We start from the raw sequence: 16,239 nt of genomic DNA, 5'->3' as shown, positions 1-16,239 counted from the left end.
GGTGCCGCCTTGGCAATGGCATCAATGGCGTCGCTGAAATGCATGAGACCTTCCCATAATAAGTGTACCTGGCACAGGAAGGTCTCATGATCAGCTTATGGAGAATAGGCTTAACTGACTGGCATTAGCCAATCGGCGGGTTTTTTTGTGTCTGTCATTTGCCCTGTGGCGGGCATGACTGTTGGGCCTACGGCCGGGTCTAGACCTGGGGCTACTGCTGGGTTTGCTGCTATAGCTCAGGCCAGCTGACCGCTGACTGCTGCTCGCCCAGCCAGTCCTTGAGGGCGGTGCGCATGTCGGCGGTCGGGATAGCGCGCCCGTTCAGCGCATGCACCACCTTGGGCAGACTCGGCGCCTCACCGGCATCCGCCGGCCAGGCCTGCTTGAGCGTGAAGGCGAGCTTCATCGGCTCTTCGCCGTGCAGGCTCTGCTGCATACGGGCGTGCTCAACGGCCAGTGACTCTAGCTCGGCCTCAAGGCTCGCATCTTCGATATCGGCGCGGCTGACCAGCAGCATGCGCGGCAGGTCGAGCATGTCGGCGCGCGGCAGCCAGTCCTTGGACAGCGGATGCAGCGCCACCAGACGCGTCGCGTCATCGCCGTTGAGGAAGGCGGCGTGCATCTTGCGGCTGTTGATCAGTGCCTGAGGCGCATCCCCGACATATTCATCGCCTTCGAGCTCTTCCAGCGAGCGTGGGCTGACCAGCTGCATGCTGGAGCCGACCTTGACCTCGACCCACTGCTTCAGCGCCAGATGCGAGCGTGCATCGTCATCGCGCATCACCACTCGCACCGCACGCGTGGTGTCATTGAGGAAGCGGATCAGTAGCTCTTGGGGCTCGAACAATTCGGTGTAGCGGATCAGCTCGTCACGCGCGACCAGGCTGACATCGTCGAGATCCGCGCCGTCCAGCACTCGCAGGGACATGCCGCTATCGGCCAGTGCCTTGAGCATCTGCGGTGTCAGGTAGGCGGCGTCGAGGCTGCCATCGCTCAGCCCTTGCTCCACGGCCTCGTGGCTTGAGAACTGCTTGAGCATCAGCGGGCTGCTCAGTTGGTCGTCGAGGGTGCTCTCGGCCTCGAGCATCACGGCGGGACTGACGCTGACGCCGCCATCGGCAGGCATGCCGATCTCCAGCGCGCTGGCGTGCTGGGCAAGGGTCAGGCTGGCAGTGGTGAGCGACAGGGTGGCGAACATGCGCGCCAGACGCGGGCGAGATATCGGTAGCGATATTGTAAGACAGGACAGCGCAGGGGAAAGCAGGGACATCTGGCACTCCGGCAACGGTAACAGGGTGATGGCGTACGGCAGCAATGACAGCGCCCGCGCGTGGGCGCCAATGGTAGCCCTTTGGCCTGTGGGTGTCAGGCACGGCGCGGCGTCATGTCTCACCTCGCTGCCAGGCACGCCGTCCTGTGGGGTGGCCGAGGGGATGATCGCGATCACGACCGTGAGGAAGACCGTGGAGATGATCGTAAGGTTGACTGCGGGCATGAAAAAGCCCCGTCTCCGAGAGGAGAAGGGGCTTTTGACGACTGTCAGCGCAGGTGGCTCAGACCACTTCAGCGCACGGCTGAGCACATGCGGCAGCTCACGGCTCAGCACATATGGAAGCTCACGGCTGTGAGCGTGCCACCGGTGCTTCGCCGGTCGCGGCAGCCGGCCCCGGCGTAGCCACCACACCATCGCGGCGCGCGAAGTGATCGACCCACAGCGCGATCACGCCATCGCCGGTGACGTTGGTGGCGGTGCCGAAGCTGTCCTGGGCCAGATATAGCGCGATCATCAGGCCGAGTTCCGCCTCGCCAAAGCCGAGCATGCTGCCCAGCACGCCAAGTGCCGCCATCACCGCACCACCCGGCGCCCCGGGCGCAGCGATCATGGTCAGGCCCAGCATGATCAAGAACGGAATCACTTCGCCGAGGCTTGCCAGCGCCAGATTTGGGCTCATCATCATCACGGCAGTAGCACAGGTGACGATGGTGATGGTGGAACCTGACAGGTGGATGGTGGCGCACAGCGGCACGCTGAAGTTGGCCACTTCATCGCTGACGCCGTTGGCCTTGGTCTGACGCAGGCTGACCGGAATGGTCGCCGCCGACGACATGGTGCCCAGCGCCGTCAGGTAGGCCGGCAGCATGTTGCGCAACAGGCCCAGCGGGGAACGACGCTGGATCAGACCGGTGATCAGGTAGGCCGTGCTGAGCCAGATCCAGTGCATCACGATCGCCAGCACCAGCACCTTCCAGAAGGTATCCAGTGTCGACAGCGCCTTGCCCTCGTAGGCCATCTCGGCAAAGGTGCCGGCGATGAACAGTGGCAGCAGCGGGATGATGACGCGATTGAGGAACACCTCGACCACTTCACGCGATTCGAAGACGGCGCTTTTCAGGGTCGGCAGTTCGCGGCGGCTGATGACCACGCCGAAGACGAAGGCCAGCACCAATGCCGTCATCACCGGCAGTGCCGCGGGGATTTCGAGATCGAGAAAGGGAGTCAGGGCATCGCGGCCTTCAGTGACCGGCGCCATGCCGGACAGCATGCCGGGCAGCAGGTTGCTGGCCACCAGGAAGGCGAAGATGCCGGCCAGAATCGTCGACCCGTAGGCCATGCCGACGGTGCGACCCAGCATGGCGCCGGAATTCTTCGGCAGCGACGCGATGCCGCTCATGACGTAGAACAGGATGATCAACGGGATGGTGAAGTTGATCAGCTGGCCGATGATGACCTTGGCGGTCAGCGCGGCACGTACGAGGGCATCCGGGGCCATCAGGCCGATCAGCAGGCCGGCAATGATGCCGAGGATAAGTTTGACGATGAGCTTCATGTGGATCTCGAGGGTTTGACGGGTTCTTGCCCCGATAACGGGTCGTGAATCGCGTACCACCTCGGCGACGCACCGAAATGGCGCGCAGAGTTTACCTGAATTGCGCCACCATTTCAGGCGCCTGGCCAGCTGCCGTGGCATGGGGTGTGAATGCCCATGACTCGACGTGCTGACCAGACGCCATCTCAGGCTCTCAGCCGTTCATCGCTTCGTTTTTATAACTTTCGCGTTTTCTCTCTTTCGCGCCTCGCTTGCGCTCTCGTCTCACTGTCCTGGTCTCACTGTGTTGAAGAGGCCGAGCGACGCTGCTTTACACCATGATGCACCAGTGCCACCGCTGCCAGTACCAGCCCGAACAGCGACATGCCCTGCCAGCCATGCACGCTCATCATCTTGACGCCGATGGCGGAACCGGCTGCCGCACCGAGGTAGTAGCACAGCATGTAGACGGCGTTCATGCGGCTCTGGGCCTTGGGGTCGATCGAGAATACGCGCACCTGGTTGGGGATCTGAGCCGCGAAGACGCTCAGGTCCAGCAGGATGATGCCGACGATCAGCCCTGCCAGGCTGTTTCCCCAGAGGCCGAGCACCGCGAAGGACGCCAGCACCATCACCAGGGCGAAGCTGATCAGGTGCCCTGCGCCGACACGATTGACCAGACGGCCCGCCGCCTTGGCCCCGAAGATGCCGGCCAGCCCGATGATACCGAACAGCCCTGCCTGCTGGACGCTGTAGTCAAACGGCGCATCGGTGACGTGAATGGCCAGCGTCGCCCACATGGCATTGAAGGCCGCGAACCACAGTGCGCCGGTCAGTGCGGATTCCCGCAGCAGGGCATGTTGCTTGAACAGCGTGCCCATCGAGAGGATCAGTCTGGGGTAGGCCATCTGCACGGCAGGCGCGCGACTGGGCAGGTGACGATGCAGCAGCACACCGATGATGACGGCGAGGATGGCCGCGACCAGGAAGACGCTGCGCCAGCCCCAGTATTCGCCGATGCTGCCGCTCAGAGTGCGTGACAGCAGTATGCCGATGGTCAACCCCGTCATCAGGGTGGCGATGTTCTTGCCGCGCGCCTCGGGGGTGGACAGCGAGGCGGTCAGCGGAATCAGCTGCTGGGTGATGTTGGCGCCCAGCCCGGCCACGAAGCTTGCCAGCAACAGCGGCCAGAAGCTGGGGGCCAGGAAGATGCCCAGTGAGGCCAGTGCCAGGGTGATGGACAGATTGCGGATAAGCTGGCGCCTGTCCATGGTGTCGCCCAGCGGCGAGATCAGCAGGATGGCGGCGGCGTAGCCGAATTGGGTCGCGGAGGGAATCAGGCCGATCATGCCCTGGCTCACGCCCAGTGAGCGGGCCATCTCTGCCAGCAGCGGCTGGTTGTAGTACAGATTGGCGGCAGTTGCAGCGACCGCGATCGCCATCAGCAACAGCAGACCACGGCCAATGGCGGGCGTGCTGTCGGTGTCCGATGTCGATGTCGGCGAGGCTGTGCCTGACTGGACAGTATCTGATCGGGCTGTGTCCGATCGGGAAGTGCTGGAAGGGGGAGTGCCTGTCACCTGGGTGTCCTCATGTGCGTGCTGCCAGCCGTGGCAGCACGCACATGAGGGGCAGGGTAGGCAGTGTTCACCTATAAGAGAAATGTTGGTGTTTGATATGTTTGATGCTCAACCGGTATAGATCTGTGATCTATCCTGGAGGCGCTCAATACTTACTGTGCTCAAACGTGGCTGCGCTCAAGCCTGGCCCTGAAGGCGCTGGTCTGGCCGCGCGACACTGTCGCGTTCCACCAACCTCGGGGCCAGTTGGGTCTGGCCCGGAAAGGGGGTGCCTTCCAGGCGCGCGATCAGCTGATCGACGGCCGTGGTGCCCAGCGCGTAGATCGGCTGGCGGATGGTGGTCAGGGCGGGTGAGAGATAGGCACTGATCTCGATATCGTCGTAGCCGATGATCGAGAGCTGCGTGGGTACCTCAAGGCCCAGGTCCCGAGCGGCGCGCAGACAGCCCAGTGCCAGCAGATCATTGAAGGCAAAGATGGCATCGGGTCTGTCGGCCGGATCGGCCAGCAGCAGATGGGCCGCGCGATGACCGTCGGCCAGCATCAGCTGGGTCTCGATCTGCCAGTCCTCGGCAAGCCCCAGGCCGGCGGCGTGCAGAGCGTCCAGTGCTCCGCTCAGGCGCTCGCGGGAACGGGCATGATCGCGAGGCCCGGTCAGCAGGGCGATGCGTTCGATCCCCTGCGCCAGCAGGTGTTCGATGGCGAGCCTGCCCCCCAGGCGTGAATCATCATTGACCACCGTCATGTCCCAGCCAGGCTGGGGCTCGGCGTCCATCATCACCGTGGGCAGTGGCAGGGCGCTGAGCGCCTCGAGAAAGCCGGCACCGTTCTCGGCGGTCATCACCACCAGTCCATCGATGCGTCGGTCCCGTAGTGTCTCGAGATAGCAGAGCTGCTTGGCATCGATATCGTCGCTGTTGCACAGAATCAAGCTGTAGCCTGCCTGGTAGCAGCGGTCCTCGACGCCGCGGATCACCTCGGCGAAGAAGGGGTTGTGCGCATTGGTGACGATCATCCCGAGGGTGTGGCTACGGTTGGATTTCAGCGCGCGGGCGACGCTGTCCGGTCGATAGCCGAGTGCGGCGATCGATTCGCGTACTCGGGCCTCGGTCGCACTGGCCACCGGGCGGGTGGCATTCACGACATGCGACACCGTGGTCACGGAAACTCCGGCGTGTGCCGCCACATCCTTGAGTCGAATCACATCTCTGTCCCTGGTGGTGAAAGTCGAGTGGGCGTCACTGTCCCTGCGAGGCGAGAAAGGCACGCCATTGAAGGAAAGACGGAAAAACGCCGGCCACTGGCCGGCGTCCTGTCTTGCGATGAAGAGGGTGCGAGCCTGCGGTCGCTTATTCGGTGATCAGCTTGAGCGGCACGGAAATGGTCTTCTCGATGTCTTCGTCCTTGAGCAGCTTGTCGGCGGTATCGACGCCGAGGCTACCGATCAGTGCGGGTTGCTGGGCGACGGTGGCGTCCATCTTGCCGGTCTGCACGGCCTTGATGCCTTCATCGGTACCATCGAAGCCGACCAGCAGAATGTCCTTGCCGGCGGCCTGCAGGGCACGCTGTGCGCCGAGCGCCATTTCATCGTTCTGGGCAAAGACGGCATTCACGCCCGGATGCGCCTGAAGCAGGTTCTCCATCACGTTCAGCCCTTGGGTGCGGTTGAAGTTGGCCGGCTGGGTGGCCACCAGGCTGAGGCCTGACTGGCCGTCGATGGCCTTCATGAAGCCTTCACCGCGATCGCGCGTGGCCGAGGCGCCGGCGACACCTTCCAGCTGCACGATCTCACCCTTGCCTGCGAGTTTCTCGGCGATGAAATTGCCCGCCAGTTCACCCCCGGCGACGTTGTCGGAGGCGACGTGCGCCGCGACCCGACCGCCGTTGGCGCTGCGATCCAGTGTCACCACCGGCACATCACGGCCATTGGCGGTGCGCACGCTTGAGACCACGGCATCGGAATCGGTCGGGTTGATCAGCAGAAGATCGACGCCGCGGGACAGGGCGTCCTCGACGTTGGACAGCTCACGCGCGGCGTCATCACCGGAATCCAGCACGATCAGCTCGTGGCCCAGTTCCTCGGCCTTGTCCTTGGCGCCCTGCTGGAGGCTGACGAAGAATGGGTTGTTCAGCGTCGAGACCACCAGCGCGATCTTGTCGGCCATGGCGGATTGCACCGGCATCAAGCTCAGGCCTGCGGCAGTGATGGCGGTGGTCAGCGTGGAGGTGAGCAGTTTTCCGTTCTTCTTCATGGCGATGGTCCTTTCGTTGTTGTCGGCGACCCGCTGTAGGGCCCCCATGGTTGGCGCACGGGGGCGAGGGTCTTCGATACTGCCGGGAATGAAATCGTGCTGTGTTTTACGGGCTTACTGTTGTTTGCTGCCTGGTACTCGCAGGCTATTTCTGCGCGCGGCTGTCGATCAGTACCGCGAGCAGTATGACGGCGCCCTTGGCGATCATCTGGTAGTAGCTGGAGACGCCCATGATGTTCAGCGCATTGTTGAGTACGCCGATCACCAGCGCACCGATCAAGGTGCCGAAGATGCGCCCACGGCCACCCATCAGGCTAGTGCCGCCGATGACGACTGCCGCGATGGCGTCCAGCTCGTAACCGGTGCCGGCATTCGGTTGTGCCGAGCCCAGGCGCGCGGCGAGGATGGCACCGGCTAGTGCCGCGAAGGCACCCGCGATGGCATAGACGCTGATCTTGATGCGATTGACGTTGATGCCGGACAGACGCGCGACCTTCTCACCACCGCCGACCGCATAGACGTGACGCCCGAAGCGGGTGTGATGCAGCACGCCCCAGCACAGCACGTAGACGAAGAACATCATGTAGATCGGGATCGGCACGCCGAGCCAGTAACCGCCGCCCAGATTCCAGAAGCTGTCGGCGGCTTCGCTGACGCCGATGGAGACCGGACGGCCATCGGTGTAGACGAGCGTAGCACCGCGCAACACCGTCATTGCCACCAGCGTGACGATGAAGGCCTGGATGCGACCGAAGGCGACGAACAGACCGGAAATGGCGCCCAGGCCGGCACCGGCGATGATGGTGCCCGGCACGCTCAGCCAGGGGGAAAGGCCGGCGGCGGTCATCGAGGCCGCAAAGGCGCCGGTCAGCGCCAGTACCGCGCCAACGGACAGATCGATGCCCGCGGTGAGGATGACGAAGGTCACGCCCATGGCGATGATGGCATTGATGCTGGTCTGGCGGAGCACGTTGAGCAGGTTGTCGGACGACAGGAAGTTGTCGGACAGGCCGGCGCTTACGGCGATCAGCAGAGCCAGCGCGATTAGCGCCTTGTTGTCGACCAGCAGGCGCATGACGTCGAGGCGGCGGCCGCTGGCGGCAGAGGAAGAAGGAGTAGACATCAGTTCGGCATCTCGTGGCGGGAATCGGGGGGAGAAGACGGGCGTGCGGTAGAGCGTGATGCAGCGTTTGTCGATGAAGTGCTGGTTTTCGAAGTGCTGTCGCCGCTGAGCGGGCTCTCGAGGCCCGAGGCCGCGGTCATGATCGCTTCCTGAGTCGCGTTCTCACGGCTGAACTCGCCGGAGATGCGCCCATCGGCGACCACCAGAATGCGATCGGCCAGGCCGAGCAGTTCAGGCATTTCGGAGGAGATCAGCAGCACGCACTTGCCCTGGCGCTTTAGCTCATTGATCAGCAGGTAGATCTCGCGCTTGGCGCCGACATCCACGCCACGGGTCGGTTCATCGAGAATCACCAGCTCCGGCGCCGGCATCAGTGCCTTGGCCAGCGACACCTTCTGCTGGTTGCCGCCGGACAGCGTATCGACCGGCTGATCGGTATTGCTGACCTTGATCTGCATGCTTTTGACGAAGCTTTCGACGGCGGCGGCTTCCTCGCCATGACGAATGCGCCCGAACGCGCCACAGAAACTCGGCAGGGCGCTCAATGACATGTTGCTGGCCACCGAATGGGCCAGAATCAGGCCCGCCTGCTTGCGGTCTTCCGGCACGTACACCAGGCCCGAGGCCAATGCCTCGGCCGGCGAGGCGAAACGCATCGGCTGACCATGCAGCTGCACGCTGCCGGCGCTGATACGGGTATCGCCGCACAGGGCGCGGGCCAGTTCGGTGCGCCCGGCGCCCATCAGGCCGCCAAAGCCGAGCACTTCTCCGCGGCGGGCAGAGAAGCTGATGCCCTTGACGCCCGGCGCCTCGAGGTCCTTCACCTCGAGCATCACCTCGCCATCAGGGCTGGCGGGCGTGTAAGGGTAGCGTTCTGCCAGCTCGCGACCGACCATCAGGCGAATCAGGCCGTCCTCATCCAGCTCCGCCGTCGGCCCTTGGTGGATCATCTGGCCATCGCGCAGCACGGCGACTTCATCGCACATGCTGAAGATCTCGTTCAGGCGGTGGGTGATCAGGACCAGCGAGCGGCCTTCGGCGCGCAGCTCCGCCACGACCTCGGCGAGAATCTCGGTCTCGATGTCGGTCAGCGCATCGGTGGGCTCGTCCATGATGATGATCTCGGCGTCCAGCGACAGCGCACGCGCGATCTCGACCATCTGCTGCTGACCGATGCTCAGTTCGCTGACGGCGGTGCGGGAATCCAGCGATTGGCGCAGGCGGTCGAGCAGCTGGCGGGCATCGCGGTGAAGACGCTTCCAGTCGACGGTGCCCAGCGCGGTACGTGGCTCACGGCCGAGGAAGATGTTCTCGCCGGCGGACAGGCCCGGCACCAGATTGAGTTCCTGGTGGATGATGGCGATGCGGCTGTCCATCGCCTGACGTGGAGTGGTGAAGACCACTTCCTCGTCACGCAGCCACAGCGTGCCGGCGTCATAGCGATAGACGCCGGAGAGAATCTTCATCAGCGTCGATTTGCCCGCGCCATTCTCACCGGCCAGCGCATGTACGCGCCCCGCGCGCAGGGTCAGATCGACACCTTTGAGCACGCTGACCCCTGAGAAGCCCTTGTCGATGCCCTTGAGTGCCATCAGCACTCTCGGTTGTGCATGGCTCTGCATCAGAAAGGCACCCCACAGTGCAGGATCACGTTGGCGTATGGTGTGCACTCGCCCGTGCGCACGATGACGCTCGCCTCGGGTAGCGCCGCCTTGAAGGCTTCATGACCGAGTTGCTGGCGAGTGATCGGCGTGAGTGACAGACGATCCAGTGTATCCAGACGTTCGACGATGGCGTCATGGAAGGAGGGGCTCTTGACCGGCAGTTCCTCGGCCAGGGTCGTGGCCTCGATGCACAGCTCGGCCAGCAGGGCGTCCAGTACTGGCAGCATGGCGGGCAGGCCGGGAACTACCGCGAGGTCGACACAGGGCACGCCCTCGGGAATCGGCAGGCCTGCGTCGGCGATCACCACGGTGTGGGTATGGCCGAGACGGGCGAGGTGGCCACTGAGAGGTCCGTTCAAGATGCCGTGTCGTTTCACGTCGCAGTCCTTGGGTAAAGCAGGAATGAGTCGATCCAGTATCTGAATCCGCTGGTTCACAATGGCGCCAATTATGAACCGCAAACGTTTGCGGTGCGGTAAGCGATACGTCGTAGGTGCTGTAGGGTGACTACCTTTCTGTAGTCTGAGGTCTAGTGCGGGGTGTGCAATGGTAATTATTTATTAGGGTCTAGCCGCTGAGAATGAGACAAACACTGGGTAAGTGGCTTGGAAATCGTCGTCGCTGAGTCTCTATCGTTTTGAGCCTTCTTGGTTCCCCCGAACGTTATCCTCTCCTTGTTCCGCCCGCCGCTATTTCGCCCGCTCCAACCAAGAACACCGCCCTGAGAGGCGGTGTTCTTGGTTATCTCTTTTTTATCTCGTCAATTTCGGCATGCCGTCAGACGTGATCAGTAGCTCTCGCGCTCCGGCTCCGACCTGACGCGGCGCTCCTCTTCGCTGAGGTGCTGGGCCTGCTCATCGATGTGGCCATCCAGATGCCAGTCGTCTTCCATACCGGTGACGCGGTCGTTCATCACGCCTTCCTCATTGTCGACCTGCTGCACGACGCCTCCTTCTGCTTCGGGGGCCGCTTCCTGTTGCTGGGTAGCGAGCTCTTCCTCGCTCAACTCCGGCTCAGGTTCGGCATCGAAGTCGAATTCCAGCTGACCGGTTTCCGGCTCGGTGATGGCTTCCTCGACCCAGGCGGCGCTCAGCGGACTGGTGGTGGAGGGCGCCACCACATAGTGGCCGGGGTGATCGCCTTCCTCGGCCTCAAGCTCCTGACGCGGCTTGCTGGTGACACTGGCGGCGAGGATCACGATCAGCACGTGAATGGCAGTCAAGGTATAGAGGAAGCCGACGGCTCCGAAGCGCTCCATCAGTAGCCCCGCGGTGAGCGGGCCAAGAATGGCGCCGGCACCATGCATCAGCACCAGCGTGCCGCTGGCGGAGATGATCTGGGCCGTCGTCAGCAGATTGTTGGCTGCAGCCAGGAACAGCGAGTACTGAGTCAGAATCAGCCCGCCGAGGCCTGCACCCAGCAGCGCCATGGTCATCATGCTACCGCCACTGAACGGCACGCCACCGATGGACAGCGCGATCGCCCCGAGACTGCAGCCCAAAATCACCTTCTTGGCCGACAGCTTGTCGGAAAGCTTGCCCAGCGGCCATTGCAGCAGGGCGGCCCCCAGAATGAAGGCGCCCATGAACCAGGAGACCTCCTGCACCGGCAAGCCGGCGCGGTCGGCGTACACTGCGCCCATGCCGAAGACGGTGCCGTTGGCGATACCGGTGGCAAAGCCGCCCAGGGTGCCCAGCGGTGCCAGGCGCAGCAGACGTACCAGCCCCATGGCCTCCGGCTGGGCGCCTTCCGGTTGCGGTGAGGCGGACAGCAGCATCGGCACCAGCGCCAGCGACATGATCACCGACACCAGGATGAACAGCAGATAGGTATCCGGGTTGGCGACGTTGAGCAGCAACTGGCCGCCGCCCATGCCCAGATAGGTGATCACCATGTAGATGGCCAGCAGACGGCCACGCATCTGGTTGGTCGCCTGGCTGTTGAGCCAGCTCTCCGCCACCACGTAGAGGCCGGCGAAGGCGAATCCGGTGATGAAGCGCATCGCGATCCACACCTCGGGCACCACATAGAGCGCATGGATCAGGATGCACACAGAGGTGATGGAGGCCAGCGCCGCGAAGGTGCGCACATGGCCGACCCGGCGCAGCTTGCGTGGTGCAAGCGTCGAGCCGAGCAGGAAGCCGGCGAAGTACGCAGACATGATGATGCCCGTCATGGTGTTGCTGAAGCCTTCCGAGGAGGCGCGAATCCCCAACAGACTGCCCTGCAGCCCGTTGGCCAGCATCAGCATTCCCATTCCCAGCAGCAGCGACCACAGAACGACCGCTGCGCCGAGACTGCTGGTCGGCTGCAGTCGTTTGCGCGTGGTGTCGAGAGGCTCGGTCTCGAAGGTGGGAGTGGGTACGGCTTCCTGCTGGGGGTGCGGCATGGAAGGGGCCTCATCGGTCGGGGTCGGGACCGTGGGAGCGGTGCCGACGAGATGTCAGGTACGACACTTGCGTGCGTGATGTTGGTCAGTCGTGGTTGATCCTTGCGGGAACGGCGCTCAGTCTACCGACCGAATCCGGAGTCTGCGACCCGTGGCGCGCCATTGCGTGGATGAAAGGCGACATATCGTGAAATTTGTCTCAAGGATGTAATAGGGTGGATGAATATACAGTCCCTCATGAAATCATGACCCGACACGAGTCGTGACACGCTGGCGATGTAAAAGGCACGGCATCATGCAAAGGGGAATATCGTCAAACTCCCTGCTGGCGGGGTCTGCGCGAGGGTTGGCCCTCTTGCATCGCTGGATAGACTCCTTGGCGACACACGCTGATGACACCACATGGTCGAGCGTTTTGTACGCAAGAGGTCTCGGAAAATCCGTGGGGTGGATAGATATACAGTAATCGGTAATGCAGCGAGTCAGCATGTGAGCGTCGAAAAAGCACCGATCTGTCGCATGGTCGAATGGTCAGCGACCAAAGTAGATGCGAATCTGCCTCTGGACACACTCAACAACATCATAATCAAGAGGTTATTCATGACCCTGACCGCTGTACACGCCAACGCTGGCCCCGCCCCTCGTCATCTGCGTCACTGCACTTCGGATCATTCTCCAGCCCTTTCTCAAAGCCAGACCGCGCGCCCGCGTGTCACTGCCACGAGTCGCTCCGCCTTGATGGCTGGCGTGCTTGGCCTGGCTTTGCTGTCACCGCTGATGGCGAGTGATGCCGAGGCGCGCGAGCTGTCCGTCTCCACCGTGCTGTCGGATGCCTTCCCGTGGGGCCAGGCGGCCGAGAAGTGGGCGGAACTGGTAGAGGAGCGCTCCGGTGGCGACCTCACCCTGCGCGTTTATCCGAATGCTCAGCTGGTGGCGGGGGACCAGACCAAGGAGTTCTCGGCCATGCGTCAGGGGCTGATCGATCTCGCGGTGGGCTCGACCATCAACTGGTCGCCCCAGGTGCCGGAGCTCAACCTGTTCTCGCTGCCGTTCCTGATGCCGGACCACGCCGCCATCGATGCCCTGACCCAGGGCGAGTCGGGCAAGCAGGTCTTCGCCGCCATCGAGTCCAAGGGCATCAAGCCGCTGGCGTGGGGCGAGAACGGCTTCCGTGAGGTGTCCAATTCGTCGAAATCGATCACCTCGCCGGACGACTTGAAGGGCCTGAAGATTCGTGTGGTGGGCTCGCCGCTGTTCCAGGACACCTTCACGGCGCTGGGTGCCAACCCGACCCAGATGAGCTGGGCGGATGCCAAGCCGGCACTGACCACCGGCGCGGTGGATGGCCAGGAGAACCCGCTGTCGGTGTTCGATGTCGCGCGCATCGATCAGGTCGGTCAGAGTCACTTGACGCTCTGGCACTACATGGCGGACCCGCTGATCTTCGCCGCCAACCAGCGCGTGTGGAAGTCGCTCAGTGAACAGGAGCGCACGCTGCTGACCGAGACCGCCAGGGAAGCGGGTGCCTGGGAGATCGCCATGAGTCGTGAAGGTAATGCCCAGCGGCTGGCGGACATCGAGGCGCGCGGCGTGAATGTCGTCAAGCTGGATGAGGATGCGATGCAGGCCTTCCGGGATGCTACCCAGTCGGTCTACGAAAGCTGGACACCGAAGATCGGTGAGGCGCTGGTCGAGACGGCACGTGCCGAGGTCGAGGCCTCGCGCTGAGCCTGGCCATGATCGCCGCTGCTCACAGAGCAGATGACATCGGGAATAATGCGGTCTATGCGCGTTATTGAGTGAAGAACCACGCCGGGGCCTGACAGCCTCGGCGTTCGTGTGGATCGCGTGTCATGTCGCAAAAGTCGCAACAATCCTCTCAACAAGCATCACCTCAAACGTCGCAACGAGCTCTGCAAGACGGCGCCAATGGAGCGCCTGCCCCCACGGACAGGCCACCGCCACGCGTGCGGCCGGAGTCCTGGCTGGCGGCGTTGGCGCTGGGACTGATCGGTATCATCAGTCTGGCCAATGTGGTGGTGCGTTATGCCACCGATGCCTCCTTTGCCTTTACCGAGGAATTCTCGGTCTTCCTGCTGGTGTTGTTGACTCTGGCGGGCGCCTCGGTGGCGATTCGCCGTCAGGCGCATATTCGTATCGCATTGCTGGAAGACGTGCTGCCGTTGCCGCTCTGGCGACTGGTCGTGATCGTGCAGACCCTGGCGGTGCTGGTCGTGCTGGGGCTGGTGGTGTGGTTCGGGGGGACCTTCGCGCTGGAGGAGTATCAGTGGGACTCGCTGTCACCGGGGCTGGGTCTGCCCAACTGGTGGTACGTGATCTGGCTGCCGATATTGGCGCTGGCGATGGCCTGGCGTCAGTTGCAGCAGTGTGTCGAGTGTCTTTCGCAGGGGCCCGGTCAGAATGCGTCGTCAGAGCACAAGGAGTCAGATCATGAGTCCTGATCTCTGGTTGCTCGCCAGTTTTGCCGCCTTGTTGATACTCGGCGTGCCGGTGGCCTTCGCGCTGGGGCTCTCGGGTGCGGTGGGTATCGTCGCGGGGCTGCCGGTCAGCATGCTGGCCACCCTCGGGACCAATACCTACAACAGCATCGCCAAGTATCCGCTGATCGCCATTCCGCTGTTCATCCTGACGGGGTTGGTGTTCGAGCGTGCCGGTGTGGCGGCGCGGCTGGTGCGCTTTGCCCAGGCGCTGATCGGCCCGCGTCACGGGGGGCTCGCACTGGTGGCGGTGCTGGTATGTCTGATCATGGGCGGCATGAGTGGCTCCGGCCCGGCGGATGCGGCCGCGGTGGCGATGGTGATGATCCCCAGCATGACTCGGGCGGGCTACCCCAGGGCGTTCTCGGCGACGCTGATTGCGGCCTCGGCCTCCACGGCGATCCTGATCCCGCCGTCCATCGCGCTGATCCTCTATTCCATCGTGGTGCCCGGGGTGGATCTACGTGCGCTGTTTGCCGCGGGCCTGATTCCGGGCTTGCTGGTGGGCGTGGCCTTGCTGCTGCCGGCCTGGTTCCTCTCGCGACGCTATCGCTGGGAAGACCCGACTCAGGTCGAGCGTATCGCGCTGGGTCCGGCGTTCCGCGCAGCGATCCCGGCGCTGCTCGCGCCGGTGATCATCCTCGGCGGACTGCGCTCAGGCCTCTTCACGCCCACGGAAGCGGCGGTAGTGGCCGCCGCTTATGGGCTGTGTGTCGGCCTCTTCATCACCCTCGAACTCAAGCTCTCCCAGGTGTGGGAACTGCTCAGAGAGGCGGCCGTCATCTCCGGTGTGGTGATGCTGATCATCGCGCTGGCGGGCATATTCGCCTGGGCGGGCACCATGCTGGGTACCTTCCGGCATCTGGCCGAATGGCTGATCACGCTGTCGGATAGCGGAACGACGCTGCTGATTCTGGTGATGGTGGCAGTGCTGATCGCCGGGATGCTGCTGGATGCGGTCTCCATCTACCTGATCCTGATGCCGGTGCTGATTCCGGTGATGCAGCACTTCGGCTGGCATCCGGTGTGGTTCGGTATCCTGCTGGCGATGAATATCGCGATCGGGCAGTTCACCCCGCCAGTGGCGGTCAATCTGATGGTGACTAGCAGCGTGGCCGGGGTACGGCTGGAGAAGACGGTGGGTTGGGCGATGGTCTTCGTGGTGGCGATGCTGGCAGCGCTGGCGGTGGTGATGTTGTTCCCTGAGCTCGCCCTGTGGCTGCCACGCGTGCTCGGCTACGCGGTGTAGTAATCCTCAGAAAGCAGGAAGTGGAAAAAACAAGACGGCTTGCCTTCTGGGTAAGCCGTCTTGCGTTTCGGGGCACCTTGTACTCTGCTACTACCTGAATACTTGGCGTCCAGGCTGGTTGTTCCAATTAGCGCTCAGCCAAATGGAGAGCGGATTCTGGTCGCCCGCTGTGCGAGGAATGGGGTGATTCTTCTGACGCAACGGTGCGCGACGACAAAAAATGTTAGCCTGCATATATTCTCAGCGACGACGCTGCCCTCAAGATCCGCAGGGTGGAACAGTCCACTCGCGGACCTTGAATGCGCACGAGGCTGCCACCATCGTTGAACGCTGATTGTACGCATGTCAGTCGGGATTCTGTCAGGTGGGACCAAGCTCTCGCATGACGCAAGCCAGATCTCGCATAACACAGGATTAGGACATCTCGATGAAGGAAATCGCTGCAGGCAATGATGTTGCGCCTGGCTTCAATGCGCTGCATGAAATGGTGGTCGGGGAATTCCTGATCAGCCCGATGCTGGTCTATGCGCTGGTCGCCTTGCTGGCGGCGGGTATAATTCGCACGCTGCTGCATCGTCTATTGGCCAATCACGAGCTCTGGTTCGAGGCCTGGTTCGATATTTCGCTGTTTGTCATCTGTCTGGCGGCGGTGGTCGCCCTCGTGACGTGACGTGCGTC

General features: G+C 63.0%; 13 protein-coding genes. 4 read left to right on the top strand and 9 right to left on the bottom strand.

Annotation, left to right across the window (positions count from 1 at the left end):
• Positions 1–229: 229 nt before the first annotated feature.
• The 9 genes from IZU87_RS12000 to IZU87_RS11960 all read right to left on the bottom strand — a co-directional run bounded on the left by IZU87_RS12000 (position 230) and on the right by IZU87_RS11960 (position 11,814).
• A complete protein-coding gene (locus tag IZU87_RS12000) occupies positions 230–1,270 on the bottom strand; it encodes a hypothetical protein (protein WP_213114646.1) in 1,041 nt (346 codons plus the stop codon).
• Positions 1,271–1,616: 346 nt separating this feature from the next.
• Entirely contained in the window at positions 1,617–2,828 is a 1,212-nt protein-coding gene (locus IZU87_RS11995; protein WP_213114645.1) for a dicarboxylate/amino acid:cation symporter, read from the bottom strand.
• A gap of 278 nt (positions 2,829–3,106) precedes the next feature.
• Positions 3,107–4,249 carry an MFS transporter gene (locus IZU87_RS11990; protein WP_213114644.1) on the bottom strand — a complete coding sequence of 381 codons (1,143 nt, stop codon included), beginning with the start codon at positions 4,247–4,249 and terminating at the stop codon, positions 3,107–3,109.
• A gap of 315 nt (positions 4,250–4,564) precedes the next feature.
• Entirely contained in the window at positions 4,565–5,590 is a 1,026-nt protein-coding gene (locus IZU87_RS11985; protein ID WP_213114643.1) for a LacI family DNA-binding transcriptional regulator, read from the bottom strand.
• Between the two features lie 145 nt (positions 5,591–5,735).
• Complete coding sequence (gene rbsB, locus IZU87_RS11980; protein ID WP_213114642.1) at positions 5,736–6,638, bottom strand: ribose ABC transporter substrate-binding protein RbsB; 903 nt, start codon at positions 6,636–6,638, stop codon at positions 5,736–5,738.
• 145 nt (positions 6,639–6,783) lie between these two features.
• On the bottom strand, positions 6,784–7,761 hold the full coding sequence (gene rbsC / locus IZU87_RS11975) for a ribose ABC transporter permease (protein ID WP_107334720.1): 978 nt from the start codon (positions 7,759–7,761) through the stop codon (positions 6,784–6,786).
• Entirely contained in the window at positions 7,761–9,353 is a 1,593-nt protein-coding gene (locus IZU87_RS11970; protein WP_249330567.1) for a sugar ABC transporter ATP-binding protein, read from the bottom strand. The genes rbsC and IZU87_RS11970 overlap by 1 nt, the downstream gene beginning before the upstream one ends.
• 29 nt (positions 9,354–9,382) lie before the next feature.
• The gene (rbsD, locus tag IZU87_RS11965) at positions 9,383–9,802 is read right to left on the bottom strand and encodes a D-ribose pyranase (RefSeq protein WP_213114640.1); all 420 of its coding nucleotides are present in this window, start codon (positions 9,800–9,802) and stop codon (positions 9,383–9,385) included.
• Positions 9,803–10,212: 410 nt separating this feature from the next.
• The gene (locus IZU87_RS11960; RefSeq protein WP_213114639.1) at positions 10,213–11,814 is read right to left on the bottom strand and encodes an MFS transporter; all 1,602 of its coding nucleotides are present in this window, start codon (positions 11,812–11,814) and stop codon (positions 10,213–10,215) included.
• Positions 11,815–12,552: 738 nt separating this feature from the next.
• Between IZU87_RS11960 and IZU87_RS11955 the strand changes: the two genes are divergently transcribed.
• From IZU87_RS11955 to IZU87_RS11940, 4 genes are all read left to right on the top strand, one after another.
• Positions 12,553–13,542 (top strand): DctP family TRAP transporter solute-binding subunit, encoded by a 990-nt coding sequence (locus IZU87_RS11955; protein ID WP_213114649.1) that lies wholly within the window; start codon positions 12,553–12,555, stop codon positions 13,540–13,542.
• Positions 13,543–13,781: 239 nt separating this feature from the next.
• Positions 13,782–14,276, top strand: coding sequence for a TRAP transporter small permease (locus IZU87_RS11950; RefSeq protein ID WP_349305185.1), 495 nt, complete (start codon positions 13,782–13,784; stop codon positions 14,274–14,276).
• A complete protein-coding gene (locus IZU87_RS11945; protein ID WP_213114637.1) occupies positions 14,266–15,561 on the top strand; it encodes a TRAP transporter large permease in 1,296 nt (431 codons plus the stop codon). Before IZU87_RS11950 ends, IZU87_RS11945 begins: the two co-directional genes overlap by 11 nt.
• A 427-nt stretch (positions 15,562–15,988) precedes the next feature.
• Positions 15,989–16,231 (top strand): DUF1656 domain-containing protein, encoded by a 243-nt coding sequence (locus IZU87_RS11940; RefSeq protein WP_225346692.1) that lies wholly within the window; start codon positions 15,989–15,991, stop codon positions 16,229–16,231.
• Positions 16,232–16,239 lie beyond the last annotated feature (8 nt).

This window comes from Cobetia sp. MC34 (assembly GCF_018340035.1).
Lineage (GTDB): Bacteria > Pseudomonadota > Gammaproteobacteria > Pseudomonadales > Halomonadaceae > Cobetia > Cobetia amphilecti.
Note: the sequence above shows the minus strand (reverse complement) of the source record. Positions and strands in the feature narration are given on the sequence as shown.

Coding starts and splice junctions, on each gene's coding strand:
- IZU87_RS11995 (WP_213114645.1), bottom strand. CDS start 2,828: ATGAAGCTCATCGTCAAACTTATCCTCGGCATCATTGCCGGCCTGCTG.
- IZU87_RS11970 (WP_249330567.1), bottom strand. CDS start 9,353: ATGGCACTCAAGGGCATCGACAAGGGCTTCTCAGGGGTCAGCGTGCTC.
- IZU87_RS11945 (WP_213114637.1), top strand. CDS start 14,266: ATGAGTCCTGATCTCTGGTTGCTCGCCAGTTTTGCCGCCTTGTTGATA.
- IZU87_RS11990 (WP_213114644.1), bottom strand. CDS start 4,249: ATGGCGATCGCGGTCGCTGCAACTGCCGCCAATCTGTACTACAACCAG.
- IZU87_RS11955 (WP_213114649.1), top strand. CDS start 12,553: ATGGCTGGCGTGCTTGGCCTGGCTTTGCTGTCACCGCTGATGGCGAGT.
- rbsC (WP_107334720.1), bottom strand. CDS start 7,761: ATGTCTACTCCTTCTTCCTCTGCCGCCAGCGGCCGCCGCCTCGACGTC.
- IZU87_RS11940 (WP_225346692.1), top strand. CDS start 15,989: ATGAAGGAAATCGCTGCAGGCAATGATGTTGCGCCTGGCTTCAATGCG.
- rbsB (WP_213114642.1), bottom strand. CDS start 6,638: ATGAAGAAGAACGGAAAACTGCTCACCTCCACGCTGACCACCGCCATC.
- IZU87_RS11960 (WP_213114639.1), bottom strand. CDS start 11,814: ATGCCGCACCCCCAGCAGGAAGCCGTACCCACTCCCACCTTCGAGACC.
- IZU87_RS12000 (WP_213114646.1), bottom strand. CDS start 1,270: ATGTCCCTGCTTTCCCCTGCGCTGTCCTGTCTTACAATATCGCTACCG.